Below are 26207 nucleotides of genomic sequence, written 5' to 3' on the forward strand. Positions count from 1 at the left end.
CGCGAATGACGGCGTTCAAGTCGCCCTTCATTTTGGATGGTTATCCAAAACGAGACGCATTTCAAGGAAAAAGTTTTAAGCTTAAAAAATCGGTGGAAATGCCGAAAACAACCCCGGTTGAGGCTGTTTTCGACAGGGATTTCACGCGGATGGATCCTTGCCGGGCATTCAGAGGTTCCCTTTTTCGATCGCGCGGCGCAGCGGCCGTGCGGACTTGTCGTCGTCCCAGGCCAAAATGCGGCGCTCAAGAAAACGATCCACCGACAATGCGCCGGCGCCCGCCGTCACCAGTACGAACATGCCGCCGGCGATCGCCAGGTCCTTTTCGAAATGCAGCATTTCGTTGTGATTGGCGAAATCCGTGTGGAATATCAACGCCGTAGATAGACAGAACAGTCCGAGCGATAGGGCGCCGAGACGGGTCAGCAAACCGAGAGCTATGGAAAGGCCCGCGCCAAGCTGCAACGCGATCACTGCCACGACAAGCGGTTCGGGAACGCCGAGCTTCGCCATGGCGGTGACCGCGGCATCGAAATTGAACGCCAGCGCCATGCTCTCATGCAGGAATATCCAGGCCATCAGCAGCCGGCCAGCCAGAAGCGTCAAGTCCATCGGATGCATGACATTTGAATTTTCCGAATAGTCCATGTGTCACCTCCCATTTGGGCGGTGCGCCTGCGAGGGGTCGTTTGGCGTCACAGGCGCGCGCGTGGGTTTGAGGTTAATTGGCAGCCTTGGTCGTGGCAGCCTTGGCATCGATTGCCTTTTGCAGGTCTTCGAGCTCCTCACAGCCGCTTGGGCAAAGTTGCTTCAGCGTCGCCAGTTGTTCGTTGGCCTTGTCCATATTGCCGGTCTCGACATAGAGCTCACCGAGATATTCGCGGGCGCCCTTGTGATCGGGCTGGAGCTCCAGCGCTTTGGTATAGTAGGTCAGCGAGGTCTTGAAATCGCCGGTCTTTCTGAGGGTGAAGCCCAACAGATTGTAGACGTCAGCCTGCTGGTGATCCTCAGCCAGATCGCGAAGTTCGGCCAATGCTCCCTGGTAATCCTTTGCGTCGATCTTGGCGCGAACGGAGGTCAAGTCCGGCGCATCAGTGCTTTCCATGTTGTCGACGGCAAAGGCCGGTAGAGCCGCGGCTGCGGGAATGATAACAACCGCGCAAAGGCTGGCGGCGCCGAAGATTGCGTATTTGATCATGACATGTCTCCTTGAGCTTTTAGGCTTGTGTTGTTGGGGTAAAACCATAGGCATTGCCGTCCTTCACGAAGGTGCCGGAGCCCGGGAAGGGGAAATGCGAGCCACAAATCTTGATATTGTCGGCGATGATGCGGTCGATGAGCCTGCGCCGTGTGACGATGGCTGCCGGCCCGTCTTGGTCGTAGCTGCCCTGCCAATCGGGATGGGGAGCGAGCAATGCCGGCACGTACATGATGTCGGCCGAGACCAGAAGTTGCTCCTTGCCCGAGGTGACGAGGAAGGTGGAATGGCCGGGCGTATGACCGGGTGCGGAGACGAGGTGAACGCCGGGGGCGACTTCCGCGCCGTCGCCGACCAGCTTCCAGTTTTGCCATTTCGGGAAGACGTCGGCGATACGGCGTCCGGCATCCTTGCGGCCTGCCGCAAGCGTGTCGATGCGGCCGGGTGCCGTCCACCAATTATATTCGTCGGCATTGGTGATGAGTTCGGCATGGGCAAAAACCGGCGCATTCGTGCCTTTTTCCATCAGGCCCCAAACATGGTCGGGATGGAAATGCGAGATGATCACCGTGTCGATATTTTTGTAGTCGATGCCGGCGGCGGCCATGTTGGCCGGCAGATGGGTGGCATTGGCCTGCCATTGGCCGACGCCGGAGCCTGCGTCCATCATGATCAGCCGGTCGCCGATCTTCAGGACGACGACGGTGAGGGGGATCGGCATGAAATCGGTGGTTTGACCTGCCGCGGCCAAGGCTTGCTTGGTATCCTCGATGGAAGCGTTCTTGATGAAGGCAGGATCATGCGGCTTGCGCCATATGCCGTCATAGATGGCGGTGACTTCGACATCCCCGACCTTGTAGCGATAGAAGCCGACGGTCGGCTCCAGCGGGGTCTCGGCCATGGCAAGTGACGGGATGAATTCTAGTTTCGCCGACAGGCCGAAAGCGGCAGCGGCGGCGGCCGAGCTGAGTACGGTGCGGCGCGTCATGTTCAACATCGTCTTGTCTCCTCTTTGAGTGGCATCGCCACGCGAAGCGGAGGACAGGGGTCGATCAATGCCTCCGCTGTCGAAGGAGATCGTCGGCGTTGGGGGATTATTCCCTGTTCAAGGCATCTTTCTGATAAGATTTTGATATACTTGAGCTAATTCTACTGGCGCGGCTACTGTGAGAGGTGCACAGTGGAGTGATTGGGTAAACAGCAATCGAGGGAACATTGCAGCTCGGTGCGTCGCTGACGAAAAATATTTGCAAACCGCGAGAATAAAACGTCGTTTCAATCGATCTGGAGAGTGAAGAGCAACATCCGCGGTCAGGATCTCACCCGACCGGAACCGACGCTGGAGCAATGCAGGGATCATGACGACGGATATCCATTTCGCCTTCTCTACATTTGACGGTCGGCCGCCGGGTCTCGTTTCAGCGTTCAGTCGGCCGATGATCGGGATGCGATCTGTTCTCGCCCTTGTCCGGCAATCCGTCGCGCTATTTACAAAGATCTGCTTTGCCGTCGCCATAGATGCGGTCGGTCCGATGCTGCAATCGCTGCATCACGAAAGTTTCGGAAGCGTATCACCGGCGTCACCTGACTTGATGCTGCGGTTCCAAAATACCGTCGTTCCGCATCTGGATGCCGCCTATAACTTTGCACGGTTTTTGAGCCGGGATGCTGATGCGGCGCAGGATATCGTGCAGGAAGCCTTCCTGCGGGCCTACCGCAATTTCGATGGCTATCGTGGCGGCGAGCCCCGCGCTTGGATGTTTGCCATTGTGCGAAACTGTTACTACGTCTGGCTGAGCGAGGGCCGGCGCAAGGCGCGCTTCGAGACGGCGATGGTGGCGAGCGACGCGAAGGACGGCGATCAGCCATATGCGGACGCTCACGACGTTGCTTCTGAAGAGGATTCACCAGAGGCGGCGTTGATCCGCAAGACGGAGTCGCTGCGGGTCCGGCAAGTCATCAGCTCTCTTCCGGACCTGTCACGGGAGGTTCTTGTGCTGCGGGAGCTGGAAAATCTGTCTTATCGCCAGATCGCAGAGATAACCGACGTGCCGATCGGAACCGTCATGTCGCGGCTCGCAAGAGCGAGACGAGAATTCGGCGAGGCATGGCAGCTAGGCGAGAAAGGCGGGGTCGCATGATCAGCGGGAAAACCCTGGAAGGCTGCCCGGAATGGGAAACGATCCTGCATAGCTATGTGGATGACGAACTCGATGCGGTCCACACGATACAATTCGAACAGCATCTTGCGACATGCCAGGATTGCACCGCCGCCCTGGAGGGGCTCAAAGACATGAAGCGGGTCCTCGGCCGCGATGATGTGAAGTGGAAGGCTCCCGATGAGGTTCGGGCGCACATTATGACCGCTCTATCTCTCGAAGAGGCCCGGCGACAGACGCGGGTACCGCAGCGGAGGCGCCGCGAAAGCGTGTGGTGGCGTGGCCTGCAATTGTTCGGGCAATGGAGCTTCATACCATCACTGGCAGCCCTGGCCGCAAGCCTGATGCTGATCCTTGGCAATCCGCAGACAAGCGTACCCATCCAAAACGAATTACTCGCCAGCCATGTGCGCTCCATGCTCGCCAACCATCTGGTCGATGTGGAGACATCCGATCAGCACACGGTCAAACCCTGGTTCAATGGCAAGATCGATTTCTCGCCGCCCGTGGTCGATCTTGCGGCGGCCGGTTTTCCGCTGATCGGTGGGCGGGTGGATTATATCAACGGCCGGGTCGTGGCAGCGCTCGTCTATCGCCGCCACGGTCACGTCATCAATCTCTTTGTCTGGCCGGGTGAGAAGGTCGCGCAGAGCGAAACGATGCATGACGGCTATAATATATTCGAATGGTCCGGCGGCGGGCTGGTCTTCTCGGCGGTTTCTGATGTCGCCTCGCCCGATCTTGCCGCATTTCGCGATGATTTTTCGAAAGCGGCGGGTCTTTAACCCGGCGGTTCTATGGCTTCGTTGCGCCTTGCTGTCGTGCTTGGGCAACCCCGCCAGCAAGGCTGGCGCCGAGAAACATGGTGTCGCTTGCCAAGAGAAAGAAGCTGATACCGGCTGCTGACCACGTTCCGATGTCGTTTGGCGACGGTCGGAAAATGCCGACCGTGCGCCCCGTGGCAAGCGCAGTTTTCACGATGGTTTCGATGGCGGCATTGAGCTTTTCCGTGCCGGCCGGGCCTATCGCGTTGATCGAGACGGAGAGGTCGCCGGGGCCGATGAAGATGACATCGACGCCATCGACCGCTGCGATATCAGCAATATTGGCGAGCCCCTCCGCGGTCTCGACCTGGACTGCGAGGACGAGTTCAGCATTGGCCTTGGCGAGATAATCCGGTATGCGATAGCCGTAGGCCGCTGCCCGGCCGGGGCCGACACCGCGTTCGCCCATTGGCGGATATCGCGTCGCAAGGACTGCGGCCTTCGCCTGCGCCGCCGTGGACACGCGCGGCACCAGAACGCCCGCAGCGCCGGCATCCAGCACCGATGCGATGGCCTCCGGCGTATGGCCTGGCACACGGACCATTGCTGGAACACCATGGACATCGGCGGCGCGGATCAGGTCCTCGATACGCTCGCGGCTGATCTGCGAATGTTCCCAATCGATGCAAAGGAAATCGACGCCGGATGCAGCAGTGACCTCGATGGCAACGGGATGCGGGATGGCGGCGAAGGTGCCGATGAGCAGGTTTTTCTCGATGCAATTTTTGCGGAAATTGCCCATGGGTTTCTTCGCTCTCCAACGATCTCTGCGAAGACGGATAGACTGAAAATACAAAGCTGCGAAGCAGCATTCCACTTTAGGCTTGAAGTATTTTTGCAGACCTCCCTGTCAGCTGAGGCCGACAGGGAGCGTTGCGGTGGCGGAGTTGTTCGGGCGCCCGCCACTGCTCATACGCGGCCTACTTATGCCGCGCCATGACTTCAGTGAGCACTTTTTCGAAGCGCGCGATTTCTTCGACCTTGTTGTAGTGCACCAGGGATACACGGATCGCGCCGGTTTCCATCGAGAGGCCGAGGCGCTTCATCAAGCGCGGGGCGAACATGTGACCGTCGCGCAGCCCGATCCGGGCTTCGCCCATTTCGGCAGCGAATTGCTGCGGCGTAATACCCGGCATGTTGAAGCAGATGGTCGGCACGCGCTGTTCGAGGCGGGCTTCGTCTGAAATGCCGTAGATGACAGCGCCGTGGCGCTTCAGAACCGCGATCATCTTGCGGGACAGCATCAGTTCGTATTCGCGGATTGCACTCATGGCAGCGGCAAGCGCTTCGCGGCGAGAATGCGTGCCGGCCGGCAGGAAGCGAAGGCCGAGGGCTTCGAGATATTTGACGGCGGCATTCATGCCGGCGACGTTCTCATAGGTGAAGGTGCCAACCTCGATCTTGTAGGGCGGCACGTCCGGAATAAAGTCTTCCTTGAAGGTCGGCAGCTTGACCAGTGCGTCGAAGCGGCCCCAGAGGAAGCCCATATGCGGCGAGAAATTCTTGTAGCCCGAGCAGACGAGATAGTCGCAATTCCAGGCTTGAACGTCTATCAGGCCGTGCGGGCCATAGTGAACGCAATCGAGGAAGACCTCGGCGCCGGCCGCATGTGCCAGTTTGCCCACTGTCGCGACGTCGACGATCGTGCCGATGGAGTGGGCGGTTACGGTGCAGGCGACGAGGCGGGTGTTGTCGTTCAGCAGCGGCTTCAGGTCTTCGGTGTGCAGCGTGCCGTCTTCGCGCATGCGCCACCAGACGATCTTTGCGCCATCGGCCTCCAGCGCCAGCCAGGTGGCGATATTGGCGTCGTGGTCCATATCGGTGATGACGATCTCGTTGCGCTCGCCGAGCAGTTTGGCGATGCCGAGGCTTACCAGGCGGATGAAGGACGTTGCGTTCTGCCCGAAGGAGATTTCTTCGGGACGGTAAGCGTTGACCAGCATCGCGACGCTCTCGCGCGCTTCGTCCAGATTGCGGTCGACGCCCTGGCTGTGCTCATATTTCGCCATACGCTGGACGTTGTAATCGATAAGATGGTTGGCAACGGCATCGACAACCGTTTGCGGCACCTGCGCACCGCCGGCGTTGTCGAGAAATACGAAATCGCCAGCCTTCCGAATTGCCGGAAACATGGCGCGGATTTCATCGACCGGGAAGCTGTTCTGGCCGGCAAATGTCGACGGGGAAGGGGAGGCGCTCATGATGATCTCGCTGCAAATTTGTGGTTCAGAACTTTTGTCATGATCATTTGATCACAAAATATTTGAGGTTTCAACTAAATTCATCGCTCCCGCCCGAATGTCTTACCTTCGCTGGATGGAGGCTGGTCCCTTGGCGCGTGGTTCGTCTTCCGTTGCCGGGCAATAGTCGCGCAGGATCTCGTGGGTGCGACGGATATCGGCGACGACGCCATCGCGGGCGCGGGCGAAATCGCCGGCCTTCAGCGCTTCGATGATCGGGACATGTGGACCGGCGGGATCGATTTCGCCGCTGCGCATCAGCGGTTCGACGGAGGCTGAGAGCATGCGCATATAGGGCCCGAAACGTAGCCATAGGGTTTCGATCAGTTGCAGCAGCACATCCGAGCCCGAGGCGCGGTAGATGGTGAAATGGAACTGCTGATTCCTCTCCATGAGTTCATAGACATTGCTGCTGCGGCCGATCGCGTGCTGTTCGGTCGCGATGCGCTGCAGTGTCTCGATGTCGGTGGCGGTCAGCCTCGGAATGCCGAGTTCGGCCGCCAGGCCTTCCACGGCGATGCGGGCGCGGCAGAGATCGTCGAGGCGGGCAAGTGTTACGATCGGGACGCGGGCCGAACCGTTCGGTGCGACCTCCAGCGCATTTTCCGCAGCCAGCCTCCGCAAGGCTTCGCGCACCGGCATGTTGCTGGTGCCGAATGTTTCGGCGAGCGACGCGATGGTTAGCGTCTGGCCAGGGTCGAAGTTGCCGGCCATAAGCGCATTGCGCAATTGCTGGTACACGCCCTCTTGGATGGTCGTTCTCGAAGACACCGGTTCCAGGGCTATGCGCACGCTCGTTTCCTTCTTGCTCGGGCGACTCCAGACATAACGGTCATGGTAGAACGAAGGGCGGCCGGATGGGAAGTGTTTCGACGTTAAGACCGGAACGTCAAACTTCTTCGCTCTCCCAAGCTGCTTGATCGGCGCCCGGTTCCGTTTCGCCCTTGGCGATTTTCCCCTGCCGCAGACCGAGGCCGACACCGAGGAGGGCAAGCGCGCCGCCAATGGCGTGATAGGCGTGCAGTTCCTCGCGCAGGATTGCCCAGGCAAGGATGGCGACGATGACCGGCAGCAAATTGATGAGGAGCGAGGTGCGCGCGGCACCAAGTTTCTGGATGCCGATCATCCAGCAGAGAGGCGCGACCAGTGATGTCGGAATGGCCGCGTAGAGGATCAACGGCAGGTTGGCCGAGGTGATCGGCGAAATGTCGCCCATCAGGAAAACCGGGATCAACAGGATGGTCGAAAAACCGATCTGCCAGAACAATTGCTGCCACATGGAAAGGGGCATCGCCCAGCGCTTCAACATTACGCCGTAGAGCGAGTTGGAGAGCACGGCAATGATCATCAGTCCGTCGCCGATATGGAAGCCACCATCCGCCAGGCTCGCGGGGTGGCCTTGGGATGTCAAATAAATCAAGCCGATCAGCGAGATGACCCCGCCCGCGAGGCTGGTCGCCGTCAGCCTTTCGCCGGCCAATGCGCCTGCGAGCAACGTCGACAGCAGCGGCATCAGCGAAAGCATCACACCCATGTTGACAGCCGAGGTTGTCTTGGCGGCCTCATAGGCGAGGCTTTGATAGATGACCATGCCGAGCGCGCCGAGAGTGGCGAGTTTCAGCCAATATTGCTTGACGAAAGCACGGCTGCGCCATGCGGCCCGGCCGATGAAGGGCAGCAGGACGACGAATGCCAGCAGCCAGCGATAAAACGAAATCGAGCCGGGCGTGATCACGCCGGACGCAGCTTTCGTGACTATGGTGTTGCCGGACCAGATGAGGACGGTGCCGAGCGGTGCAAGTGCTGCGCTCGTCATGATGGAGGTGGCGGGAGAGGGCGGGTTGCTGCTCATGGCAGTCCTCCTGTCGGATGGTCGGCCTGATCGGATCGGTCGGGATTGCGTTGATACCGCTTTTACTGGCTGTCTGATTACTGGTATATAGCGAGTTTCGGACATCAGTAGCGGATTACAGACATGAGTGCGCGCGAACCACGCATAGAAGGAGATCCGCCGCAGCCGGTTTCCTTCCGGACGGAGAATTATAAGGGCGGCACGGTCTTTCCCGCCAAGCGCCAAACCTGGGGCGAACTGAACTATGCGCTCGCCGGTGTCGTCGACTTCGATATTCAAGGTGTGCGTTATCTGTCGCCCCCGCACTATGCGATCTGGATTCCGCCTGATGTGCTGCACGAGGCATGGAACCAGCACGATGTCCGCTATGTCACCGTCTATGTTGAGCGCTCTGTCTGCGCCGACCTTCCGCCGGCACCGGCAACACTTGGCCTCAGCCCGCTTCTGAAGGCGATCCTTGCGGATTTTGCCGCCCGCGACATCACGCTCCCGAAGAGCGAGGAGGACTTGCGGCTTTCGCATGTGCTAGTCGATCAGATACGCTTGGCGCCGCGCAGCGAGAGCTATTTGCCGCTATCGGACGATGCGCTGCTCGGGCCGGTTCTGAGGGCGCTGCAAGCTGATCCTGGCGACCGCCTTTCCCTGGCTGAATGGGCGCACCGTATGAAAACGACCGAACGGACGCTTTCGCGCCGCTGCCACGATGACCTCGGCATCTCCTTTAACGAGTGGCGTCAGCGTCTGAAACTGGTCGCGGCGCTGGCAATGATCGAGGCCGGTCTGCCGGTGCAACGGATCGCGGCGCAACTGGGCTACAGTAACGCTTCCGCTTTCATCGCCATGTTCCGCCGGCTGACAGGGACGAGCCCGACGCGGATGCGCTGACACCTTCACCGATCGATCAGCAGCACGTCGAGTTTGCGCAGTTGCTCGGGATCAGCCATCGCGTCGATGCCGATAATGTGACCGTCATTGCCGACGGTGAGACGGAGCGCGATGCGCAATTGTCCGCCGAGGACGACGATAGCGCCGACGGCGCCATTGATGACGGCCGACCGGGCTCCTTGGGCACGGCCACGGAAGGTTTCGGCCACCGCGGTCCGGCCGCGGATTTCCGAAAGCGACCCCATTTGTGCGGCCACCGCATCGGCGCGGAAGAGGACGTCGGGATCGAGAACGGCAAGAAGAGCGTGCATGTCACCTTCGCGCGAGGCGGTCAGGAAGGCGTCGACTACATGGCGTTGGCGCCTGAGATCGGCTTCCGCGACAACCGGCGCTCCCTGCACCCGGCGCCGGGCGCGGCTGGCGAGCTGGCGGTGGCGACCGACGTGCGTTCGACGATCTTGGCGATGTCGTCGAAGGCTATGTCGAACATATCGTGCAGCACAAAGGCCAGGCGTTCGGCCGGAGTGAGCTTTTCCAACACGACCAACAGCGCCAGGCCGACCGAATCGGCGAGTAGCGCGTCGTGTTCCGGGTCGGTCCCGGTGCCAGCTTCATGGCTGACGACTGGTTCAGGGACGTGAATGGTCAGCGGCTCTTCGCGGCGGGATTTGCGAGAGCGCAGCCAATCGAGACAAATGCGGGCGGTCACTGTCGTCAGCCAGCCGCTGAGATTATCGACGTCGGAGATATCGGCGCGGCTGAGCCGCAGAAAAGCCTCCTGTACCGCGTCCTCGGCCTCTGCGCGCGAGCCGAGCATGCGGTAGGCGACCGCGCGCAGGTGCGGTCGGTTCGCCTCGAATTTTTCTGCCTGCCACTTTTTTTCGTCCATCGGTCAGATTCCTTGCGTGCGCTGCGTCATGCCTATGACGAACGAAACCAAGCCGGTGTGACAATGGATCGGCATGGGGTCAGGTCGTCAAGATCGAACCCGAATTGGGCTCACCTGAAAACATCTCATGGAGAAGATGATGCAAGCCCGCATGAAGAACCCCGCCGTCAACCTGCCGGAAACCCTGCAAGCGCTCTTGGCAGTCAGCGCCTCGATCAAGGATCGCGGCGTCTGCGAGAACACCATGGATCTCGTGCATATGCGCGTCAGCCAGATCAATGGCTGCAGCGTCTGCACCGATATGGGCTTGCGCAAGCTGCAGAAGGCAGGAGAAACGATCGAGCGGATCGTCGGCGTCTCCGCCTGGCGCGAAATGCCCTACTTCACGGAGGCTGAACGCGCAGCCCTTGCGCTCGGCGAAGCAATGACCCGACTTGCCGATCGGCCGGATGCGGTCAGCGATGAAGTCTGGAACGAGGCGGCCAAATATTATGACGAAAAAGCATTGTCGGCTTTGATCGTCTCAATTGCCGTCGACAATGTGTGGAATCGGCTAAACGCGACCGTCCGGCAGCCGGCAGGAGGCTCCTGGAACTGATTGTGTCGGATCATGGCGACATGACATAACCTTCTCCCCGCCCTGGGGAGAAGGTCATTAAACCGCTCCAAGCCGCGACGTCGCCAGCAATTTGGCCAGCCAGTCGACGAACACGCGCACCTTGTTACTCAGGTGCCGGTTCGGGGGATAGACGATATGCAGCGGCAGAGGGCTGCGGGTCCAGCCGGGAAGGATGGGGATGAGATCGCCCTTTGCAAGCGCGTCGCGAACCATGAAATTCGGAGCCTGGGCAATGCCGAGGCCCATCAATGCGGCGTTGACATAGCTACGGCTGTCATTGACCGAGAGGATGTAGCGCGGACTGATCTCCAGCGACTCGTTGCCGCGATTGAATTCGAACGGAATCGTCCGCCCGGTCTGTGCGCGAAAATAGCTGACTGCGCGGTGGCTGCTCTCCAGCTCTTCCGGCCGTTCGGGAATGCCGTAATTTTCGACATAGATCGGCGCGGCACAGGTGACGAGATGCACTTCTCCGACGCGTCGGGCAATCAGCGACTGATCGCTCGGCGTGCCCGCACGCAGGGCGCAGTCGACATTCTCCGCCAGGTAATCCACCAACCGGTCGCCGACGCCGAGGTCGATATGGATGTCCGGATAGCGCTTGTGAAAATCGCAAAGCGCCGGCATGACGATTTTGTCTGCGAAGGCGCCTGCCATTTCGACACGCAGACGGCCGCTCGGCAGGCTCTGCGAATTGCTGATGCTGCCGTCCAGTTCCTCGATTTCGGAGAGAATCTGAATGGCACGTTCGTAATAGAGCGCTCCGTCAGTTGTTACCATGACGCGCCGCGTCGTGCGGTTCAGGAGCTTGGTGTGTAGATGCGCCTCGAGCGACTGGATGAGCGTCGTCACCGTCGCCTTCGGCATGGAGAGAGTTGTGGCTGCGCGGGTAAAATTGCCCGTCTCCACCACACGTGCGAATGCCCGCATTGCTGATAGCTGGTCCATTCCAAGGTACCCTTCGACCGCAGCGAAAAAGGTCGATTGTTTGCTCTGATGAATAGTCTGATCGAATATAGGCTACTTATTCTCAGAACGGAATAACAATATGTTGTAAATGTGAATGTTGCAACGCGGCATGGGGCGCTTGGATCCGCGGATTTGGAACATGGTCCGAAATGTGTAGAAGCCGCTTTCGGAAGAGATCATGTTCGATCGAATAGACAAGGATGTGGGTTCATGAGTGCGCCGTGGAAAGATGTGATGCTGGAAAACGTGCCCACGGGGCCGGTCGCAGCTCGGATCTACAACGGCGAAGGTATGAAGAAGGCTGCACCCATTGTGCTTTATCTGCATGGTGGCGCCTTTCTCGATACCGAGCATGCCATTGACCGACCGGTGGCCGCAAGTCTTGCGGAGGCTGGTGCGATCGTGGTTGCTGCCGATTATAGCAGTGGCAACCATAATGCCTTTCCGCAGGTGCTGGAATGTGCCTACGGGATTCTCGCCTATCTCGGCAACAAGCGGAACATGCTTGCGCTGGGCGGGGCGAAAAAATCGCTGCTCTTTGTCGCCGGTGAGGAATCGGGTGGCAATGTTGCAGCTGGCGTGGCTTTGAAGGCGCGCGATCAGATGCCGGGTTCGCTCGACGGACAGGTGCTGATATCGCCGCTGCTTGATCCCTTCATGGGGTCGAAATCTTTCCTCCAGGCGGAGGAAAGCGGCATGCGCGAGCGCTGGACAGAGGGATGGAACCGGTACCTGGGTTTTCTGGGCGGTGTTTGTCACCCCTACGCGGCGCCTCGATACTGTTCGCGGCTTTCGGGCCTTGCGCCGGCATTGGTGCTCACGGCCGAGGACGACCCGCTCCGCGACGAGGGCATGGAATACGGCAGCCGCCTGAAAGCGGCCGGCGTCCGTGTTCGCCAGCAAGTCCTTCCCGCCGGGACGGGCTGGCCCACCATCTACGGCGGACAGTCGAAAGACAAGCCGTCATGGCAACAGGATGTTTGCTGTTGTTTCAAGAGCTTTGTCGAAGATGTGCAGGCTTGATCGACCAAGTCTGATGATGTCGAGACGATAGGAATTTTCGGTCCCGTGCCCCAAGCCGGGACCAAAGGAGAGACTAACATGAAGTCCAACGGTAAGCGCTGGGCCCTGTGGGGCGCTGGCATGGGTGTTGCTGTGGCCATTATAGGCACAGCCTTCTATTTGGATTTGCCGCGCGGCGCTCAGGCGACCGAGGCCGCCGCCCCGGCTGCCAAGCCGGCCATTCCCGTTACGGTCGCCGCCGTTGAGGCGCGCGATATCACGACCTGGCAAGAGTTTTCCGGCCGGCTCGAAGCCATCGATCGTGTGGAGGTGCGCCCGCGTGTGGCCGGCGCCATCCAGTCGGTGCATTTCCGCGAAGGCGCGTTGGTCAAGCAGGGCGACCTGCTGGTGACGATCGACCCGGCACCCTATGAGGCGGCCGTCGCCCAGGCGCAGGCGGAAGTTGGCGCGGCCAAGGCCAAGCTGGATCTCGCCAAGGTCGAAGTCGACCGCGGTCAGAAGCTCTCCGATAACAAGACGATTTCGCAGAGCGACATGGATACGCGCGCCAGCAACTATGCCGGGGCCGCCGCCAATCTGAAGGCAGCGCAAGCCGCTCTGCAGACGGCGCAATTGAACCTCGACTACACGCAGGTTCGCGCTCCGATCGCTGGCCGGGTGGGCAAGATCGAAGTCACGGTCGGCAACCTCGTTGCCGCAGGCTCTGCTTCTCCCGCGTTGACGACGCTGGTCTCGGTCGATCCGATCTATGCCAGCTTCAATGCAAGCGAACAGACGGTCACCCAGGCGCTTGCACAGCTCCCGGTCACTGACGGCGCGGTTCCGCCGGTCGAACAGATTCCCGTTCAGATTGGTACAACCAACGACGATGGCACCCCGATCAAGGGCAAGCTGCAACTGATCGACAATGAAGTCGATGCAGCAAGTGGCACTGTTGCGGTGCGCGCCGTCTTCGATAATCCGGGCAGACGCCTGATCCCCGGTCAGTTCGTGCGTGTACGCATGGGCCAGCCGAAAGCCGAGAGCAAGCTGGTTATCAGCGAGCGGGCAATCGGCACCGATCAGGACAAGAAGTTCGTCTTCGTGGTCGATGGCGACAACAAAGTGGTCTATCGCCAGATCGGTCTCGGCGACACCGCGGACGGCCAGCGCATCGTCGAAACCGGCCTGAACGCCGGTGACCGGGTCATCGTCAACGGCCTACAACGGGTTCGCCCGGGCGCCGTGGTCGATCCGAAGCCGGAAGAAAAAGTTGCCACCGCACAGTAATTGATGTCGCCGGGAGGCACGGTCTCCCGGCGACCCCTGCGATGCCCTGTTTTTGAAATGCTCGTGGTGCTGGTCGCCGACGGGCCCAGACCTCGTGTCCTCATGTTTACCCCTGGAGAGGGTTCTGCCATGAACATCTCAAGATTCTTTGTCGACCGTCCGGTGTTTGCCGGAGTGCTATCGGTGCTCATCGTGGTCGCCGGCCTGATCGGCATGAAGCTGCTGCCGATTTCGGAATATCCCGAAGTTGTGCCGCCCTCGATCGTCGTCACCGCGCAATATCCGGGCGCCAACCCGAAGGTCATCGCCGAAACGGTGGCAACGCCGCTGGAAGAGCAGATCAACGGCGTCGACGGCATGCTCTATATGAACAGCCAGGCGACATCGGATGGTTTGCTGACGCTGACCGTCACCTTCAAGCTCGGCACCGATCCCGACAAGGCGCAGCAACTGGTGCAAAACCGCGTCTCGCAGGCGGAGCCGCGATTGCCGCAGAACGTCCGCGACCTCGGCATCACCACGGTCAAGAGCTCGCCCGACCTGATGATGGTGGTCAACCTCATCTCGCCGGACAATCGCTATGACATCACCTATCTGCGCAATTACGCCACGCTGAACATCAAGGACAGGCTCGCCCGTATCGAAGGCGTCGGTCAGGTTCAGGTATTCGGTTCGGGCGATTATTCGATGCGCGTCTGGGTCGATCCGCAGAAAGCTGCAGAACGTGGTCTCGCTGCGAGCGACATCGCCAACGCAATCCGTCAGCAAAACGTCCAGGCCGCTGCCGGCATCATCGGCGCATCTCCGAGCGTTCCGGGTCTCGATGTCCAGCTTTCCGTTAATGCCCAGGGCCGCCTGACGACGCCGGAAGAGTTCGGTAACATCATCGTCAAGAGCGGTACCAACGGCGAAATCACGCGTTTGCGCGACGTCGCCCGCGTCGAGCTCGGTGCATCTGACTATTCGCTGCGCTCGCTGCTCGACGGTAAGCCTGCGGTTGCCGTTCCGGTCTTCCAGGCTCCCGGTTCGAACGCCATCACCATCTCCGACGAGGTCGTCAAGACCATGAACGAGCTGCAGACGGCGATGCCTGATGGCGTCAAGTATGAGATCGTCTACGATACCACGCAGTTCGTACGCGCTTCGATCGACAAGGTCGTTCACACGCTGCTCGAAGCCATCGCGCTCGTCGTTGTCGTCGTCATCCTGTTCCTGCAGACCTGGCGCGCCTCGATTATTCCGCTGATCGCCGTTCCCGTTTCGATCATCGGCACCTTCGCGGTGATGTATGTCTTCGGCTTCTCGGTCAACGCGCTCAGCCTCTTCGGCCTGGTGCTGGCGATCGGTATCGTCGTGGACGATGCGATCGTGGTTGTCGAAAACGTCGAACGAAATATCGAAAACGGCCTCAGTCCGCGCGATGCCACCTATCGCGCCATGAAGGAAGTGTCGGGTCCGATCATCGCCATTGCGCTGGTGCTTGTTGCCGTCTTCGTGCCGCTCGCCTTCATCTCCGGCCTGTCGGGTCAATTCTATCGCCAGTTCGCGCTGACGATCGCCATCTCGACCGTGATTTCCGCCTTCAACTCGCTGACGCTGTCTCCGGCTCTGGCCGCCCTTCTTTTGAAGGACCACCACGCGCCGAAGGATTTGTTGACGCGCGTAATGGATGGGGTGTTCGGTTGGTTCTTCCGCGGCTTCAACAAGGTGTTCCACCGCGGATCGAACGCGTACGGCAAGGGCGTCGGCGGGATCCTGTCGCTGAAGAGCCTGGTGATGGTGGTCTATATCGCGCTAATTGGCGCGACCTACTATCTCTTCCAGGCCGTTCCCGGCGGTTTCGTGCCGCAGCAGGACAAGCAGTACCTGATCGGCTTTGCGCAATTGCCTGACGGTGCGACCCTGGACCGCACGGATGACGTCATTCACCGGATGAGCGACATCGCCATGCAGCAGCCGGGCGTCGAACATGCGATCGCCTTCCCGGGCTTGTCGATCAACGGCTTCACCAACTCGTCCAACGCCGGCATCGTCTTCGTGACCTTGAAGGCGTTCGAAGAACGCACGACGCCGAACCTGTCGGGCGGCGCCATCGCCATGCAGCTGAACCAGAAGTTCGGCGCGATCCAGGATGCCTTCATCGCGATGTTCCCGCCGCCGCCCGTCCAGGGCCTCGGCACGACAGGCGGCTTCAAGATGCAGATCGAAGATCGTGCAGGGCTTGGCTACCAGGCACTCGACGAGGCCAACAAGGCGTTCCTCGCCAAGGCCTATCAGACGCCGGAGCTCGCCGGTCTGTTCTCGAGCTACCAGATCAACGTGCCGCAGCTTTTCGCCGATCTCGATCGCGCCAAGGCTGAGCAATTGGGTGTCTCGGTGACCGATGTCTTCGATACGCTGCAGATCTATCTGGGTTCGCTCTATGTCAACGACTTTAACGCCTTCGGGCGAACCTACAGCGTGCGTGTCCAGGCGGACGCCAAGTTCCGCGCCCATGCAAGCGACATCGGCCAGTTGAAAGTCCGTTCGGCATCGGGCCAGATGATCCCGCTATCGGCGCTCTTGAAGGTCGAGGCCAGCACAGGTCCGGAACGTACGACGCGCTACAACGGCTTCCTTGCCGCCGATATCAACGGCGGACCGGCACCGGGCTTTTCGTCCGGCCAGGCGCAGGCTGCAGTAGAGCGCATCGCCAACGAAACCCTGCCCAAGGGTATCGGCTTCGAATGGACCGATCTGACCTATCAGCAGATCCTGGCCGGCAGCTCGGGCGTCGTCATCTTCCCGCTGGCCCTGTTGCTCGTCTATCTCGTGCTGGCAGCCCAGTACGAAAGCGTCAGCTTGCCGCTTGCGATCGTCATGATCGTGCCGATGGGTGTGCTTGCCGCCTTGACGGGTGTCTGGCTGATTGGGGGTGACAACAACATCTTCACTCAGATCGGTTTGATGGTGTTGGTGGGCCTGTCGGCGAAGAACGCGATCCTGATCGTGGAATTCGCCCGCGAGCTGGAATTCGAGGGCCGAACCCCGGTGCAAGCCGCCATCGAGGCCAGTCGCCTGCGTCTGCGCCCGATCCTGATGACGTCCATGGCCTTCATCATGGGCGTCGTGCCACTGGTTACCTCGACGGGTGCCGGCGCGGAAATGCGGGCCGCCATGGGTGTCGCGGTGTTCTCGGGCATGATCGGCGTGACCTTCTTCGGCATCTTCATGACGCCGGTGTTCTACGTGCTGATCCGCAGGCTGACAGGCAACCGTCCGCTGAAACAGCATCACCATAACGACAACAACCATTCGGCGGAAATTCTCCCTATCGCCGCCGAATAGGAACGCCGTGTCGGGTGTTACCCCCGTGCCCGATACTTTAGGGGCGGGACCGCAAGGTCTCGCCCTTCTTTTTGGTCTCCTGTCGCTTTTGATATTTTCCATTTTGGCCAATCTGTTTTTCGAAGATTTTGCCTCTCCCCCGCCAATTTCGTTTGCATGCTGACGCCATGGGTTTATCAAAAACCCAGGCGAAATGATTGACGTACATCGGGCCGGAGGAGCCGCCCGCTGATGGTCATTTGCGAGGGAGGATTCCATGCACGTAGCCATCATCGGAGCAGCCGGTATGATCGGCCGAAAATTGACGGCAAGGCTGGTGGCCGACGGCGGTCTCGGAGGCCCAGAGATTGCGCGGCTGTCGTTGATCGACGTCATCGAGCCGCCTCGGCCCGAAGGTTTCAGCGGCAAGGTGAAAGCGCGCGCCCATGATCTGTCCGCACCAGAGACCGCGGAGAAGATCGTGGCCCGCCGGGCGGATGTGATCTTTCATCTCGCGGCGATCGTCTCGGGCGAGGCGGAGCTCGATTTCGATAAGGGGTATCGCATCAATCTCGATGGCACCCGGCAACTGTTCGAGGCGATCCGTGCCGCACATGCCGAGGACGGCTACAAGCCGCGCGTCGTGTTTACTTCTTCATGCGCTGTTTTCGGCTCACCCTTTCCGACGCCTATCCCCGACGATTTCCATCTAACGCCTCTCACCAGTTACGGGACGCAGAAGGCGATTAGCGAGCTACTGCTGGCCGACTATACGCGCCGCGGCATTTTCGATGGCATCGGCATTCGCCTGCCGACCATCTGCATTCGTCCGGGCAAGCCGAATCGCGCCGCCTCGGGTTTCTTCTCTGGCATATTGCGGGAACCGTTGATTGGCATGGAAGCCGTGCTGCCGGTGCCGGAGGACGTGCGGCATTGGCATGCCTCGCCGCGTTCGGCCGTCGGGTTTCTCATTCACGGTGCGACGATCGATCTTGCCCCGCTTGGTGCCGAACGCAATCTTTCCATGCCGGGTGTCAGCGCCACGGTCGGCGAGCAGATCGAGGCGTTGCGCCGGATCGCCGGCGACAAGGCGGTAAAATTGATCCGCCGCGAACCGGATGAGGTGGTGATGCGCATTGTTTCCGGCTGGGCTCAAAGCTTTACGGCGACGCGGGCGAGGGAACTCGGTTTTGTGGCTGAGAGTTCCTTCGACGAGATCATTCGAGTTCATATCGATGACGAATTGGAGGGACGCCTTCCATGACCGATCGGAAAATTGCTTTTCTCGGAACCGGGCTGATGGGCGCTCCGATGGCGCGGCGGTTGCTTGGGGCCGGCTTCGCCGTCACCGTTTGGAACCGCGATCGGAGCAAAGCCGACGCATTGGCGGCCGACGGAGCGACCGTCGCCGCGACGGCGGTGGAGGCGGCCAACGGTGCCTCCATATTGTTCACGATGCTGACCAATGCCGGCGCGGTGAGCGAAATCCTGTTCGGAAGTGGTGTCGCCGATGCATTGAAGCCCGGTGCCGTCGTGGTCGACAACAGCTCCATCCCGCCGCCAATCGCCCGTGAGCACGCGGCGAAGCTGGCGGAGCGTGGCATCCGGCACATCGACGCGCCGGTCTCTGGCGGCGTGGTCGGCGCCGCCGCCGGGACCCTGGCGATCATGGCGGGCGGCGATGCCGAAGTCATCGATAGCGTCCGCGATGTGCTGGCTCCGCTCGGCCGCGTCACTCACGTGGGACCGAGCGGCGCAGGCCAGCTTGCCAAGCTCGGCAACCAGCAAATCGTCGCGGTGACCATCGGCGCGATCGCCGAAGCCATGCTTCTGGTCGAAGCAGGCGGCGGTTCGCGCGAGGCATTCCGCGCCGCTATTCGCGGCGGCTTCGCCGAAAGCCGGATTCTGGAGTTGCACGGCCAGCGCATGATCGAGCGCAATTTCGAACCCGGCGGCACGGCGCGCAATCAACTGAAAGATCTCGACGCCGTTCTTGACGCTGCTCGAAGCTTGTCGCTTCATTTGCCGTTGACCGAAGCCGTCAGGGCGGAGTTCGCCGAATTCGTAGAGAAGGGCGGCGGCGAAAGCGATCACAGCGGCTTGCTGGTGCATCTGGAAGACAAGAATGCTCGAGGAAAGGCTTGAGGAAGACATGACCGACAATGGCATATCCAAACGTCGTCTGCGTTCGCAGGATTGGTTCGACAATCCCAATCATATCGACATGACCGCACTCTACCTCGAGCGCTTCATGAATTATGGCATCACGCCGGAAGAGCTGCGTTCGGGTAAGCCGATCATCGGTATCGCCCAGAGCGGCAGCGACCTGACGCCCTGCAACCGCCATCACCTCGATCTCGCCAAGCGCATCCGCGACGGCATTCGTGATGCGGGAGGCATTCCGATCGAATTCCCGACCCATCCGATTTTCGAGAATTGCAAGCGCCCGACCGCAGCACTCGACCGCAATCTTGCCTATCTCGGCCTTGTTGAGGTGCTTTACGGCTATCCACTCGACGGTGTCGTGCTGACGACCGGGTGCGACAAGACCACGCCGTCGGCGCTGATGGCGGCCTCCACCGTCAATATACCCGCGATCGTGTTTTCTGGCGGCCCCATGCTCGATGGCTGGCATGATGGCGAGTTGGCTGGTTCCGGCATGGCGATCTGGCGCTCGCGCCGCAGGCTCGCTGCCGGTGAGATCGATGAAGAGGAGTTTCTGGAAACGGCGCTTTCCTCGGCACCCTCGGTCGGTCACTGCAACACAATGGGCACCGCATCGACGATGAACGCCATGGCCGAAGCGCTCGGCATGTCGCTGACGGGCTGCGCCGCCATTCCGGGTGCTTATCGCGAGCGTGGGCAGATGGCCTATCGCACTGGTCGCCGCGCCGTCGAACTGGTGATCGAAGGTATTAAGCCTTCCGACGTGCTCACTCGTCAGGCTTTCCTGAATGCCATCAGGGTCAATTCGGCGATCGGCGGCTCCACCAATGCGCAACCGCATCTGGCGGCCATGGCGAAGCATGCCGGCATCGATCTCTATCCCGATGACTGGCAGGTTTATGGGTTCGACATTCCGCTGCTTGCCAATGTGCAGCCGGCGGGTGCCTATCTGGGCGAGCGCTTCCATCGCGCCGGCGGCGTGCCCGCCGTCATGTGGGAGCTACTGCAGTCCGGCAAGCTTGATGGCGACTGTCCGACGGTCACGGGCAAGACGATGGCAGAGAACCTGAAATGCAAGGAATCGACCGACCGTGAGGTCATCCGCCCCTTTGGCGAGCCGTTGAAGGAACGTGCGGGTTTCCTGGTGCTAAAGGGCAATCTCTTCGATTTCGCCATCATGAAAATGAGTGTCGTTTCGGAAGATTTTCGCCGCCGCTATCTGCAGGAGCCGGGCCACGAGGGCGTATTCGAAGGCAGGGCGGTGGTTTTCGACGGCTCGGAGGACTATCACAAGCGCATCAACGACGAGACCCTCGGTATCGATGAGAACACCATCCTTGTCATTCGAGGGGCTGGGCCGATCGGTTGGCCGGGGTCTGCAGAAGTCGTCAACATGCAGCCGCCGGATGCGCTGCTGAAGCGCGGCATCCGCAGCCTGCCGACGATCGGTGACGGCCGCCAGTCGGGTACGGCCGACAGTCCGTCGATCCTCAATGCCTCGCCCGAAAGTGCGGCGGGCGGCGGCCTTGCCTGGCTCAGGACCGGCGATATCATCCGCATCGATTTCAATCATGGCCGTTGCGACATGCTGGTGGAGGAGGCGGAAATCGAGCGGCGCAAGGGCGACGGCATTCCGGCGGTTCCGCCGGACGCGACGCCCTGGCAGCGAATCTACCGGCGTTCGGTCACGCAACTTTCCGATGGCGCGGTGCTCGACGGTGCCGCCGATTTCCGCGACATCGCGGCCAATCCGCCGCGTCATAATCATTAACCAAAAAACGAATGCAGCAAGAGTTGCAAGCTAAAGCCTGCAACTCTTGAGGGGTTATTAAATATCGCTAAAGGGAGTGGTGCAAAGATATCGCCGCAATCATGCAAAGTTTCCATGTGTCCGGAGGGGGTTCGAACTCGGTGGAAGAGGCGGTGTCAGGGCGATCCGAGCAAGAATTCCAAGACCTCTTGAGGAGGTTGGAATTGGCACTGGAGGCGTCGCGTATCGGAGTATGGGAGCATGATCTCAGCGAAGAGGAAGTGCTTTGGGATCTGCAGATGCACGAGCTCTACCAGACCGGTCGCACCGATCGCAAGGTGCCGTCGTCGATCTGGATGAACGCCCTTCATCCCGGCGATGTCGAGCGGGCGATTGCCGAGTTCGATGGGGCAGTTGCAAGAAAAGGTTTTTATAATTCACAATTTCGCATCATCCTGCCTAGCGGAGAGGTGCGCTATCTGCGCTCGCGTGCCCATTTCTACGAGGGCCCCAATGGCCAGCCCTCCTTCATCGGCGCTGAATGGGATGTCACGGCCGATGTCCTGCTCAATCGCGAGCTGACCGACCAGAAGGCGGTCGCGGAAGCGCGCGCAATTGCGCTCGAGCAGAGCCGCTCACGCATCGAACACGCAGCCGACCATGACTATCTCACGGGCCTTCCCAATCGCCGCTATTTCGATCGTCGGCTGGCGGAGCTACGCGCCGATCCAGCAGTTAAAACGCTGGCGGTCCTCCATATCGATCTCGATTGTTTCAAGCAGATCAACGACAAATGGGGGCATGCGGCTGGCGACGTGACGCTGCAGAATGCGGCGGGGCGGATTTCCGGGGCGATCTCGGCAAATGATATGGTTGCTCGCATCGGCGGGGACGAGTTTGTCGTGGTGCTGGTCGATATCGATACCGCCGATGAGCTTAGAAGCATCGCCGAGGATATTTTATGGCGGCTGCGGCGCGACATACGCTACGGCCACGACATGCTGCGGGTAGGCGCCTCGATCGGCGCGGCCTGGAGTGCTATCGAAGGGGCTGGCAACCTGTTGGCGGATTCCGATGTCGCCCTCTATCAGGCCAAGAAACTTGGCCGCAACCGCGTCGAATTCTTCACACCGAAGCTGCAATCCGACTTGCTCGCCGAGCGCCAACTGGCAGAGGAGTTGCGACTGGCGCTGATACGGAATGAGATCGTGCCTTTCTACCAAATCCAGGTGGATGCGCGCAGCCGACGAATCGTGGGGCTAGAGGCTTTGGCGCGATGGTGGCATCCGGAGAAGGGACTGCTCGCACCGGGAGCCTTCCTGAAGGTGGCTGAAGACTATGGGCTGACGGCAGAGATCGATGCGGCTATCCTCAATCGCGTCTTGTTCGACCGCACCAGCTGGGCCTTGCAGGGGTTGACGCCGCCGCGAGTCGCCGTCAACATCTCGGCAAGCCGTCTGGCCGATCCACGCCTTATTGAACGGCTGGAGGCTCTCAACTTACCGCGCCATGCCATCGCCTTTGAATTGATCGAAACGATCTTCCTCGATGATCCCGACGACAAGGTCCTCGCCAATATCGACGCGATCAAAAAAATGGGCATCGAGATCGAGATCGACGATTTCGGTTCCGGCCATGCCTCGCTGATCGGCCTGGTGAAGCTGAAGCCGAAGCGACTGAAGATCGACCGGCAGTTGGTGACGGCGATTGCCGCCTCGGACGAACAACGCCGCCTGATCGTCTCGATTATGGAAATAGCAAGAGCCCTCAACGTTGAAGTCATCGCCGAAGGCGTGGAGACCGAGGACCACGCGCGGCTCCTGGCGCGCGCCGGCTGCGACGGACTTCAGGGCTATGCGATCGGTTATCCTTCGTCCGCAGGCGAGATCGCTGCGCTTCTGGCATCGGTCCGAAGGCCGGATATACACCATGCCTCCGGCAATTCCCAAGGCGATGCCACACCTACCGAATTTGCAGGACGGCAATCAGCCCATAGCTGATGACACCGAGTGTCAGCAGCGACAGCGTGGCTGCCGTGATCACCCGGCCGCCGGCATGGGCAACGGAGCGAATGTTCACCGACAGGCCAAGCGCCGCCATCGCAATCACCGTCAGTATGTTGGAGATCAGAGCCATCGGCGCGACCAATGTGTCCGGGATCAGGCCGAAAGAACGCAACGCCATCAACCCAAGAAAGCCGCAGATGAACCAGGGAACCAGCGAGCGACGGCGGTTCGTGCGGTTGTCTATCTCCGCCGTTTCGGTCTTGGTGATGACGCCGAGCAGGAAAATGACAGGTCCGAGCATCAGCACGCGGACCAGCTTGACCAGGGTGCCGGTTTGCACGGCAAGGACGCTAACTGGTGCGGTTGCAGCAAGTACCTGCGGCACGGCATAGACGGTCAGGCCGGCCAGCACGCCATATTGCGGGACGCTCATGCCGGCATGGAAATAGAGAAGCGGCAACAGGAAGACGGCGGCGATGCCGAGCACGGCGGTGAAGGCAAGGGCGGCGGCAATCTCCTCGGAACCTGCCTCGATGACCGGAGCAACGGCGACGATCGCCGAATTGCCGCAGATAGAATTGCCGCAAGCAATGAGCGTGGCAAGCTTCGGCGGCAGGCCAAGCAGCCGCCCGACGACATAGGTCGCTGCAATCGACAGCACGACGACAATTGCAATGCCGGCGATCAACCACACACCGGCGCCGCTGATGGCCGATAGGCTGATCGAGGCGCCGAGCAGGACGATGGCGATTTCAAGCAGGATCTTGGCGCTGAAATCGATGCCGGGGCGCAAGGCCGGTTTCAGCGGCTTTATGGTGCAGACGACAATGCCGATGGCGATGGCGAGCACCAGGCTCTCGATCCATCTGCCGCCGAGAATGCCGATCTCGATGCGCTCGCCGGCATAGGCGAGAAGGGCCACAGCACTCGTCAGGGCAAGACCTGGGAGGATAATATTGGCTCGGTGAAATAGGGGCATGCGGAACCGCCATTGGACTATGGAGAATTTGATATGGCGGGAAAGTCTCACCTCCTGATGTCGACATCCATCGAATATTATCCTATGTTTCATTCGATAAATTAGAATGATTTCCCATGACCTTTGAGCAACTCGCCATTTTTGTCGCCGTCGCCGAGCGAGAACATCTGACCCATGCGGCAGAGGCCATCCATTTGACACCGTCGGCGGTCAGCGCGGCGATCAAGAACCTCGAGGCCTATTACGGTGTCGAGCTGTTTCATCGCGTCGGCCGGCGGATCGAGCTGACTGAAACAGGCCGGACCTTTCTCGGCGAGGCCAAGGCGACGCTCGCCCGCGTGCGTTCGGCAGAGCTTATGCTTTCCGAGCTCGGTGGATTGCAGCGCGGCCGGCTTAGCCTGCGCGCCAGCCAGACCATAGCGAGCTATTGGCTGCCGACCGTGCTGATGCGGTTTCATCGCGACTACCCCGGCATCGACCTCGATCTGACGATCGGCAATACGCGTACGGTCACCGAGGCGGTGATCGAGGGCACCGCTGAGCTGGGTTTCGTCGAAGGGGAGGTGGATGCGCCGGTTCTGTCGATGAAGGTCGTGGCGCAGGATGCGCTTGTCATCGTCGTGCCGCCGGATCATCCCTGGGCCGATGGGCGGCAGTTGAGCGTCGCCGATCTTGCCACCGGTACATCGTGGGTTATGCGCGAGGAAGGTTCGGGCACGAGGTCCGAATTCGAAAATGCCATCATCAAGCTCGGTACCTCGCCGCACCATCTCGACGTGGCATTGGTGCTGCCATCGAACGAAGCCGTGCTGTCGGCGGTCTCATATGGACAGAGCGCGGCCGCCATCTCGAGCGCGGCGGCCATGGCTTATCTGCAGCAAGGATTGCTGGTTCGGGCAGCCTTCGACTTGCCCGCCCGCAGCTTCCGTCTACTGCGCCACAAGGAGCGCCATGCCAGCAAGGCGGCGTTGACGCTGGAAGGCATGTGCTGGTAGCTATCGCTGCTCCATCCTGCGCTGGCTCGCGACGACGAGATCGATCTCGTTGCGGTCGAGCATGGCGCGGATATCCGCAGGCGGCACATCGTCGGTGACCATCATGTCGTAGATGGCCGGATCATCGATAACGATCGGGGCGCTGCGGCCGAATTTGGCGCTGTCGGCGACAATGATGCGGTTTTCGGCGCGCCGCGCAGCTTCGCGAGAATATTCCGCCTCCTCCAGATCGTGCAGCATGAAGCCGGAGACGGCGTTGACGGCGCCGACGGACAATACCGCGTGGCGAACATTGAAACGGCGCAGGAAGTTTGTCGCTTCCATGCCGAAGGCGCCGCCGTCGTGGCCGCGCAGCTCGCCGCCCGCGAAGAAGACGCGGTTGCCGTTGCGGGTCGCGAGCGCGTGTGCCACCGAGACGGCATTGGTGACGATGAACAGGTTCTGATGTTTCTGCAACGCGACCGCAATGAACGCCGTCGTGGAGCCGATATCGAGGAAAAGCGTGTCGCCATTCTGGATCATAGCCGCGACGCGGGCGGCGATCATGCGCTTGGCCTCTGCGTTCTCGTTCATCCGGAAATGCAGAGGCTGCTCGATGATTGAGTCCTTGATATGGACACCGCCATGCACTTTGGTGACGAGACCGTTGGCCTCCAGGCTGCGGATATTGCGGCGGATGGTCTCTTCAGAGACCGCCAGCCGTTCCGCGAGAAACTGAATACGGCTTGCGCCGCCCGCGAGCCGAAGCTCCTCGAGGATCTCGCGTTCCCGATGGTTCGAATGAAGCGGCGCCTGGACGATTTCCGACATAGTATCGATCCTGTCTACGGCATGATCTCAAAATCTGCCAAACGGCTTCGGATAAGACCACATCTGGTCAAACATCCAGGGCGCGATACCAACGCGAATACAAGTGATTTCGCTCCAATCACCTCGAGATTGAATTTTTAGGTCAAATCCCGCCTACGGTGAAGCTTTGTGTTGCGATTATCCATAGCCCAATATGGATTAAACCCTGTTTGCCCGCATAATCCAACAAAAAACCAAATACGCGTTTCATTTTGTGGCTAGTTCTTGA

General features: G+C 60.3%; 22 protein-coding genes and 1 pseudogene. 12 read left to right on the plus strand and 11 right to left on the minus strand.

Annotation, left to right across the window (positions count from 1 at the left end; genetic code table 11):
* Positions 1–168: 168 nt before the first annotated feature.
* The 3 genes from PY650_RS06260 to PY650_RS06270 all read right to left on the minus strand — a co-directional run bounded on the left by PY650_RS06260 (position 169) and on the right by PY650_RS06270 (position 2195).
* Entirely contained in the window at positions 169–648 is a 480-nt protein-coding gene (locus PY650_RS06260; protein ID WP_285878185.1) for a DoxX family protein, read from the minus strand.
* A 73-nt stretch (positions 649–721) separates the two neighbouring features.
* Positions 722–1198 (minus strand): tetratricopeptide repeat protein, encoded by a 477-nt coding sequence (locus PY650_RS06265; protein WP_285878186.1) that lies wholly within the window; start codon positions 1196–1198, stop codon positions 722–724.
* A 19-nt stretch (positions 1199–1217) separates the two neighbouring features.
* Positions 1218–2195 carry an MBL fold metallo-hydrolase gene (locus PY650_RS06270; RefSeq protein WP_285878187.1) on the minus strand — a complete coding sequence of 326 codons (978 nt, stop codon included), beginning with the start codon at positions 2193–2195 and terminating at the stop codon, positions 1218–1220.
* A 448-nt stretch (positions 2196–2643) separates the two neighbouring features.
* On the opposite strand from PY650_RS06270, the gene PY650_RS06275 reads away from it, so the two are divergent.
* Positions 2644–3339 carry a sigma-70 family RNA polymerase sigma factor gene (locus PY650_RS06275; protein ID WP_432761499.1) on the plus strand — a complete coding sequence of 232 codons (696 nt, stop codon included), beginning with the start codon at positions 2644–2646 and terminating at the stop codon, positions 3337–3339.
* Positions 3336–4142, plus strand: coding sequence for an anti-sigma factor family protein (locus PY650_RS06280; RefSeq protein ID WP_285878189.1), 807 nt, complete (start codon positions 3336–3338; stop codon positions 4140–4142). Before PY650_RS06275 ends, PY650_RS06280 begins: the two co-directional genes overlap by 4 nt.
* Before the next feature lie 10 nt (positions 4143–4152).
* Here PY650_RS06280 and PY650_RS06285 read toward each other — a convergent pair whose 3' ends face one another.
* The 4 genes from PY650_RS06285 to PY650_RS06300 form a co-directional block, all read right to left on the minus strand.
* Positions 4153–4923 carry an HpcH/HpaI aldolase family protein gene (locus tag PY650_RS06285; RefSeq protein ID WP_285878190.1) on the minus strand — a complete coding sequence of 257 codons (771 nt, stop codon included), beginning with the start codon at positions 4921–4923 and terminating at the stop codon, positions 4153–4155.
* Between the two features lie 178 nt (positions 4924–5101).
* Positions 5102–6382: a cysteine desulfurase-like protein gene (locus PY650_RS06290; RefSeq protein WP_285878191.1), complete on the minus strand. Its 1281-nt coding sequence runs from the start codon at positions 6380–6382 to the stop codon at positions 5102–5104.
* Positions 6383–6484: 102 nt separating this feature from the next.
* Positions 6485–7213 (minus strand): GntR family transcriptional regulator, encoded by a 729-nt coding sequence (locus PY650_RS06295; protein WP_285878192.1) that lies wholly within the window; start codon positions 7211–7213, stop codon positions 6485–6487.
* 97 nt (positions 7214–7310) lie between these two features.
* On the minus strand, positions 7311–8273 hold the full coding sequence (locus PY650_RS06300) for a DMT family transporter (protein WP_285878193.1): 963 nt from the start codon (positions 8271–8273) through the stop codon (positions 7311–7313).
* Between the two features lie 123 nt (positions 8274–8396).
* Between PY650_RS06300 and PY650_RS06305 the strand changes: the two genes are divergently transcribed.
* A complete protein-coding gene (locus PY650_RS06305; protein WP_285878194.1) occupies positions 8397–9158 on the plus strand; it encodes an AraC family transcriptional regulator in 762 nt (253 codons plus the stop codon).
* Positions 9159–9163: 5 nt separating this feature from the next.
* On the opposite strand, the pseudogene PY650_RS06310 reads toward PY650_RS06305, so the two are convergent.
* Positions 9164–10047: pseudogene (locus tag PY650_RS06310) on the minus strand (sigma-70 family RNA polymerase sigma factor).
* A 139-nt stretch (positions 10048–10186) separates the two neighbouring features.
* On the opposite strand from PY650_RS06310, the gene PY650_RS06315 reads away from it, so the two are divergent.
* A complete protein-coding gene (locus PY650_RS06315) occupies positions 10187–10645 on the plus strand; it encodes a carboxymuconolactone decarboxylase family protein (protein WP_285878309.1) in 459 nt (152 codons plus the stop codon).
* Positions 10646–10702: 57 nt separating this feature from the next.
* Here PY650_RS06315 and PY650_RS06320 read toward each other — a convergent pair whose 3' ends face one another.
* Positions 10703–11614 (minus strand): LysR family transcriptional regulator, encoded by a 912-nt coding sequence (locus PY650_RS06320; protein ID WP_285878195.1) that lies wholly within the window; start codon positions 11612–11614, stop codon positions 10703–10705.
* Between the two features lie 231 nt (positions 11615–11845).
* Between PY650_RS06320 and PY650_RS06325 the strand changes: the two genes are divergently transcribed.
* The 7 genes from PY650_RS06325 (at position 11846) to PY650_RS06355 (ending at position 23149) form a co-directional block, all read left to right on the plus strand.
* A complete protein-coding gene (locus PY650_RS06325) occupies positions 11846–12658 on the plus strand; it encodes an alpha/beta hydrolase fold domain-containing protein (RefSeq protein WP_285878196.1) in 813 nt (270 codons plus the stop codon).
* Positions 12659–12736: 78 nt separating this feature from the next.
* Positions 12737–13927 (plus strand): efflux RND transporter periplasmic adaptor subunit, encoded by a 1191-nt coding sequence (locus tag PY650_RS06330; RefSeq protein ID WP_285878197.1) that lies wholly within the window; start codon positions 12737–12739, stop codon positions 13925–13927.
* Positions 13928–14056: 129 nt separating this feature from the next.
* Positions 14057–17254 carry an efflux RND transporter permease subunit gene (locus PY650_RS06335; protein WP_285878198.1) on the plus strand — a complete coding sequence of 1066 codons (3198 nt, stop codon included), beginning with the start codon at positions 14057–14059 and terminating at the stop codon, positions 17252–17254.
* A gap of 256 nt (positions 17255–17510) precedes the next feature.
* On the plus strand, positions 17511–18497 hold the full coding sequence (gene denD / locus PY650_RS06340; protein ID WP_285878199.1) for a D-erythronate dehydrogenase: 987 nt from the start codon (positions 17511–17513) through the stop codon (positions 18495–18497).
* Complete coding sequence (locus tag PY650_RS06345; protein WP_285878200.1) at positions 18494–19378, plus strand: NAD(P)-dependent oxidoreductase; 885 nt, start codon at positions 18494–18496, stop codon at positions 19376–19378. The genes denD and PY650_RS06345 overlap by 4 nt, the downstream gene beginning before the upstream one ends.
* 7 nt (positions 19379–19385) lie before the next feature.
* Entirely contained in the window at positions 19386–21170 is a 1785-nt protein-coding gene (locus PY650_RS06350) for an IlvD/Edd family dehydratase (RefSeq protein ID WP_285878310.1), read from the plus strand.
* Between the two features lie 101 nt (positions 21171–21271).
* The gene (locus PY650_RS06355) at positions 21272–23149 is read left to right on the plus strand and encodes a bifunctional diguanylate cyclase/phosphodiesterase (protein ID WP_285878201.1); all 1878 of its coding nucleotides are present in this window, start codon (positions 21272–21274) and stop codon (positions 23147–23149) included.
* Here the strand turns inward: PY650_RS06355 and PY650_RS06360 are convergent.
* Positions 23112–24134, minus strand: coding sequence for a YeiH family protein (locus tag PY650_RS06360; protein WP_285878202.1), 1023 nt, complete (start codon positions 24132–24134; stop codon positions 23112–23114). The genes PY650_RS06355 and PY650_RS06360 overlap by 38 nt on opposite strands.
* Positions 24135–24250: 116 nt before the next feature.
* Here PY650_RS06360 and PY650_RS06365 point away from each other — a divergent pair, with 116 nt between their 5' ends.
* Positions 24251–25129, plus strand: a complete 879-nt coding sequence (locus PY650_RS06365) for a LysR substrate-binding domain-containing protein (RefSeq protein ID WP_285878203.1) — start codon at positions 24251–24253, stop codon at positions 25127–25129.
* Here the strand turns inward: PY650_RS06365 and PY650_RS06370 are convergent, their stop codons facing one another.
* Entirely contained in the window at positions 25130–25939 is an 810-nt protein-coding gene (locus PY650_RS06370; RefSeq protein WP_285878204.1) for a DeoR/GlpR family DNA-binding transcription regulator, read from the minus strand.
* Positions 25940–26207 lie beyond the last annotated feature (268 nt).

The organism is Martinezella calliandrae, from assembly GCF_030272695.1.
Lineage (GTDB): Bacteria > Pseudomonadota > Alphaproteobacteria > Rhizobiales > Rhizobiaceae > Rhizobium > Rhizobium calliandrae.

What these genes read in the sequence shown, in the direction of transcription:
- PY650_RS06335 (WP_285878198.1), top strand. Translation starts at nt 14,057, where the DNA reads ATGAACATCTCAAGATTCTTTGTCGACCGTCCGGTGTTTGCCGGAGTG.
- PY650_RS06325 (WP_285878196.1), top strand. Translation starts at nt 11,846, where the DNA reads ATGAGTGCGCCGTGGAAAGATGTGATGCTGGAAAACGTGCCCACGGGG.
- PY650_RS06290 (WP_285878191.1), bottom strand. Translation starts at nt 6,382, where the DNA reads ATGAGCGCCTCCCCTTCCCCGTCGACATTTGCCGGCCAGAACAGCTTC.
- PY650_RS06315 (WP_285878309.1), top strand. Translation starts at nt 10,187, where the DNA reads ATGCAAGCCCGCATGAAGAACCCCGCCGTCAACCTGCCGGAAACCCTG.
- PY650_RS06265 (WP_285878186.1), bottom strand. Translation starts at nt 1,198, where the DNA reads ATGATCAAATACGCAATCTTCGGCGCCGCCAGCCTTTGCGCGGTTGTT.
- PY650_RS06285 (WP_285878190.1), bottom strand. Translation starts at nt 4,923, where the DNA reads ATGGGCAATTTCCGCAAAAATTGCATCGAGAAAAACCTGCTCATCGGC.
- PY650_RS06300 (WP_285878193.1), bottom strand. Translation starts at nt 8,273, where the DNA reads ATGAGCAGCAACCCGCCCTCTCCCGCCACCTCCATCATGACGAGCGCA.
- PY650_RS06260 (WP_285878185.1), bottom strand. Translation starts at nt 648, where the DNA reads ATGGACTATTCGGAAAATTCAAATGTCATGCATCCGATGGACTTGACG.
- denD (WP_285878199.1), top strand. Translation starts at nt 17,511, where the DNA reads ATGCACGTAGCCATCATCGGAGCAGCCGGTATGATCGGCCGAAAATTG.
- PY650_RS06270 (WP_285878187.1), bottom strand. Translation starts at nt 2,195, where the DNA reads ATGTTGAACATGACGCGCCGCACCGTACTCAGCTCGGCCGCCGCCGCT.
- PY650_RS06350 (WP_285878310.1), top strand. Translation starts at nt 19,386, where the DNA reads ATGACCGACAATGGCATATCCAAACGTCGTCTGCGTTCGCAGGATTGG.
- PY650_RS06330 (WP_285878197.1), top strand. Translation starts at nt 12,737, where the DNA reads ATGAAGTCCAACGGTAAGCGCTGGGCCCTGTGGGGCGCTGGCATGGGT.
- PY650_RS06345 (WP_285878200.1), top strand. Translation starts at nt 18,494, where the DNA reads ATGACCGATCGGAAAATTGCTTTTCTCGGAACCGGGCTGATGGGCGCT.
- PY650_RS06280 (WP_285878189.1), top strand. Translation starts at nt 3,336, where the DNA reads ATGATCAGCGGGAAAACCCTGGAAGGCTGCCCGGAATGGGAAACGATC.
- PY650_RS06355 (WP_285878201.1), top strand. Translation starts at nt 21,272, where the DNA reads ATGCAAAGTTTCCATGTGTCCGGAGGGGGTTCGAACTCGGTGGAAGAG.
- PY650_RS06365 (WP_285878203.1), top strand. Translation starts at nt 24,251, where the DNA reads ATGACCTTTGAGCAACTCGCCATTTTTGTCGCCGTCGCCGAGCGAGAA.
- PY650_RS06275 (WP_432761499.1), top strand. Translation starts at nt 2,644, where the DNA reads ATGCGATCTGTTCTCGCCCTTGTCCGGCAATCCGTCGCGCTATTTACA.
- PY650_RS06360 (WP_285878202.1), bottom strand. Translation starts at nt 24,134, where the DNA reads ATGCCCCTATTTCACCGAGCCAATATTATCCTCCCAGGTCTTGCCCTG.
- PY650_RS06370 (WP_285878204.1), bottom strand. Translation starts at nt 25,939, where the DNA reads ATGTCGGAAATCGTCCAGGCGCCGCTTCATTCGAACCATCGGGAACGC.
- PY650_RS06305 (WP_285878194.1), top strand. Translation starts at nt 8,397, where the DNA reads ATGAGTGCGCGCGAACCACGCATAGAAGGAGATCCGCCGCAGCCGGTT.
- PY650_RS06320 (WP_285878195.1), bottom strand. Translation starts at nt 11,614, where the DNA reads ATGGACCAGCTATCAGCAATGCGGGCATTCGCACGTGTGGTGGAGACG.